The organism is Acetivibrio sp., assembly GCF_035371925.1.
Classification (GTDB): Bacteria; Bacillota; Clostridia; order Acetivibrionales; family Acetivibrionaceae; genus Hungateiclostridium.
In genome coordinates this window covers 1-3,838 of record NZ_DAORXT010000149.1, presented here as the reverse complement: position 1 = coordinate 3,838, position 3,838 = coordinate 1, and the positions used below count along the sequence as shown (strand labels likewise).

The 3,838-nt window shown below is 37.8% G+C and carries 2 protein-coding genes; both read left to right on the top strand.

Annotated features, from left to right (window positions below):
• Positions 1–1,074: DUF262 domain-containing protein (locus tag PLH43_RS13190; RefSeq protein ID WP_324363880.1), on the top strand; the 1,074-nt coding region annotated here is incomplete at its 5' end.
• A gap of 2 nt (positions 1,075–1,076) precedes the next feature.
• Complete coding sequence (locus PLH43_RS13185) at positions 1,077–3,752, top strand: TrlF family AAA-like ATPase (RefSeq protein WP_324363878.1); 2,676 nt, start codon at positions 1,077–1,079, stop codon at positions 3,750–3,752.
• Positions 3,753–3,838: the final 86 nt, after the last annotated feature.

Here is a 3,838-nt window from a genome sequence, read left to right as displayed (position 1 = left end):
GTTGTTGACGGCTTCAAGGATAACGCCATAGAAGGCGTGGTGGCTTATGGCGGCAAACTTGATGTGCGGCCAAAATATCAGCGCGAATTTGTGTATAAAGACAAACAGCGCGACGCAGTAATTGAAACAATCAAGAAAGGTTTTCCGCTCAATGTGATGTATTGGATGGTAAAAGAAGACGGAACTTACGAGATGCTAGACGGACAACAGCGCACGATAAGCATTGGTCAGTATGTAAACGGCGATTTTTCGCTCAATAACTACTTTTTCCATAACCTCACCAAAGAAGAACAAGACCAGATTTTGGATTATGAGTTGATGATTTACTTCTGCGAAGGCACGGACAAAGAACGATTGGAGTGGTTTAAAACAATCAATATTGCCGGAGAAAAACTGACCGATCAAGAAATTCGCAACGCGGTTTACACCGGGCCGTGGCTTTCGGACGCAAAACTCAAATTCAGCAAGCCGAATTGCGCGGCGTATCTTTTGGCAAATGATGGCGGCGCGTTGCTTTCCGGCTCGCCAATTAGGCAAGAATATTTGGAAACCGCGCTTTCGTGGATAAACAATGGCAATGTTGAAGATTACATGGCTCGCCACCAGTATGATGAAAATGCTGATGAGTTATGGAATTATTTCCAAGATGTGATTGCGTGGGTACGTAAAACTTTCCCAAACTACAGGAAAGAAATGGCGCATGTAAATTGGGGCGAGCTATACAATCAATTCAAAGATAAAAAATTAAACCCCGACAAATTGGAAGCTGAAATTAAAGAGCTAATGCAAGACGAAGATGTTACCAAAAAATCCGGTATTTACTCTTATGTTTTGACACGGCAGGAAAAATATCTATCTATTCGCGCCTTTACCGACAAAATGAAACGCGAAGCGTATGAGCGGCAGAAAGGCGTTTGTCCGTGGTGTAAAAAAGAAAAGAAAGAAAAACAAAAGTGGGATATTGAAGAAATGGAAGCCGACCACATTACACCTTGGAGCGAAGGCGGAAAAACAATTGCCGAGAACTGCCAAATGCTTTGCAAAGAACATAATCGAACTAAATCTGGAATATAAATATGGCTAATATTTTTCCAAAAGGATCAGAATGGAGAAAATGGGATCTACAAATTCAGCCAATAAAGGATGAGTGGCTTTGTGATGTGCAATCCAAGAAAACAGAGATAAAGAATGCGACCAGAGAATATCTTAATAAAGCCATTGAAAAAGAAATATCAGTGGTTGCGATTACTGACCATAATTGTGGGGCCGCGATTGATAGTGCCCTCGAAATTATTAGCGAAGAAAATTTAGATATCACGGTTTTGCCGGGGGTTGAAATTGATGTTAATACTGGCTATCAAATCTTAGTTATTCTAAACCCCGTATATAAGACTAGAATTAGAAAACAAACATGGGAAGAAGTTATCACTCACTTTTTAAATCATGTATGCCAATTATCTTCGCCCGTAATTAACTCTCAAGGTCAAGCTGAATCAATAGGGGGAGATATCCACGAAATTTTAGATAAAATTTGCAAAGAAGACATAGGACTTGCTATTTTTGCACATTCTCAAGGAGAAAAAGGGTTATTTAAGAAAACTACTGGTGCAAATCGAAAGAAATTTTTTGAGCAAAGTGTTGCAGGAAAATACTATTTTGCGCTAGATCATAAAACGAACGAAGATATAGCCGAAACTAAAAAAATAATCAGCGGGTGGGGTTTTAATCCAGATAATTTTGCTCTAATAAAATCATCTGATGCACACCAAGCGTCAGAAACTGGAAATGGATTTACTTGGATAAAATCGGAGACAACATTTGAGGGATTAAAACAAATAATTTACGATCCGCAGTCAAGGATTGCTGTACAAGTAAATCAACCTGTTCAACCTAACAATGTAATAGAAAGCATAACTTTTAATATTTCCTCTGATGCAAAAATAACTGTAAAGCAAAAAGATGGTTCTGAGAAAGAAGAGCGATTTTGCTTTGCCGGAGCAAATAGCAAGTATTATTTAAGCCCATTTTTTAACTGTTTTATAGGAGGCAGGGGTTCAGGAAAGAGTACGATTCTTAATTTTCTTGGTCAACACTCAAAAGATCCAAAATCATCTCAATCCTTTTGGGAGAAACTTCAACCGTCCTTTAACACTACTGACTTAGATGTCTTTTCATTTGGTGGCGTGTCTTTATTTGAGTTTATCGGTCAAAGCGAAGTTGAAAGCTTTGCAACAGATAAAGAAGCTTTTACAAACGCCATTTATGAAAGGGCTAATATTCGCAGCGGTGGCATTTTAGAAAAAGACGAGGAGAAACTTGAAAAACTTCTAAAAAGAGTTAACTCGTTCCAATCTCTCATTGAGACAATTGAGGAGCTGCGGGCTGAAAAGAAATCAAAGGAAAAAGAAAAAGCAACACTAGAAAATGCGGTTGAGGTAACAAAGAGTAAGGAGTATTCAGAGATTGTCGAACTCATCACAAAAAAGAGCAATCAAAAGCAGAAGCTAGAAGGATGGCGAACCACTATTGATGAATTAAGAAACTCTATTAAGGAATTAAAGGAACAGCATTTCCCCGTTGGTTTTAATGATGAACCAGATGAAGAAATTGCTGTAGAGAGTGAGGAAAGAGATGATATTGCTCAAAAGTATAAAGAGGCATACGAGCAAGCCAAGAAAAATATAACAAACGCGGAGGAAATTTTAGCTCCGACAAATTTTAAAGATCTAGTTAAAAAAGAAAACTCTCTCGCTAAGGAAATAGAAGAACAAGAAAAGAAATTATCAGACTTTCTTAAGAAAGCAGGTTTATCTGATGAAAATATACTGCAAGTTAAAAGTGCCCCTCAGAAGATCGTTAAAATTGATGATGAACTTTCTAAACTGAACAAAAAAATCGAGGATAAGCAAAAAGAAATAAATGAATATGATGAGGTTTTGAAAGAGGTAGAAAAAGTTAAGAAAGAGTATGAAGACGTTATTGAAGAAGGAATAAAGCCACTTGTCAATATACTCAAGGAGCAAGCGGAAGGAAACAATCAAGATATAAAAAGTATTGGATTAAACTATTTTTTTGACGAACGAGAGGCTTGGATACAAATTGCAGACGAGTTTTACTCCTATTTTTCTAAACAGCACAGAGGTGGGGAGAGGCCAGATTTACTCAAAAGTTACATTGTAGAACATAAGGAAACTTTTGCGGATGATCACAAAAAAATTAAAGAGTTTTTAGATAAACAAGGAAAAAAGGTGGAAAAACTGAATTATATAAAATTCCTGAAAGATGTTTTTGACAAGAAGCCAAACTATCAGATATTCCTTACCATCAGAGATAAACATCTCAACGATGTCACAAGGTACAAGAGGATTCAAGTTTTGTATGACGGGAAAGATATTGAGCACGCCTCATTCGGCCAAAAATGCACATCTGTCATGGTGGTATTGCTGTTGTTCGGCAATTACCCCCTTATCATTGATGAGCCAGAAGCGCATTTAGACAGCTCACTGATTGCTAATTATCTCGTACCATTGATCAAACGAAAGAAAAACAACCGACAAATAATTTTCGCCACGCATAACGCAAATTTTGTGGTAAACGGCGATGCTGAAAAAATCTTTATTTTAAAAAACGAAACTGGTATAACAGAAATAATAGAGACAACGATAGAGAATTTGGCGTACAGAGATGAGTTGCTAAAATTGGAAGGAGGAAGAGACGCTTTCAAGAAGCGTGGTGAAAAATTGCATATTTAGATATACTAACCCCACCCACCGCTAAAATTGAGGCCCCGCCGCCCGCCGAAAAAATCCGTTCCGTCCAGCAGGCGGGCAAAAAGAAA

Excerpts from the sequence above, each read along its gene's own strand:
- PLH43_RS13185 (WP_324363878.1), top strand. The coding sequence starts at position 1,077 with ATGGCTAATATTTTTCCAAAAGGATCAGAATGGAGAAAATGGGATCTA.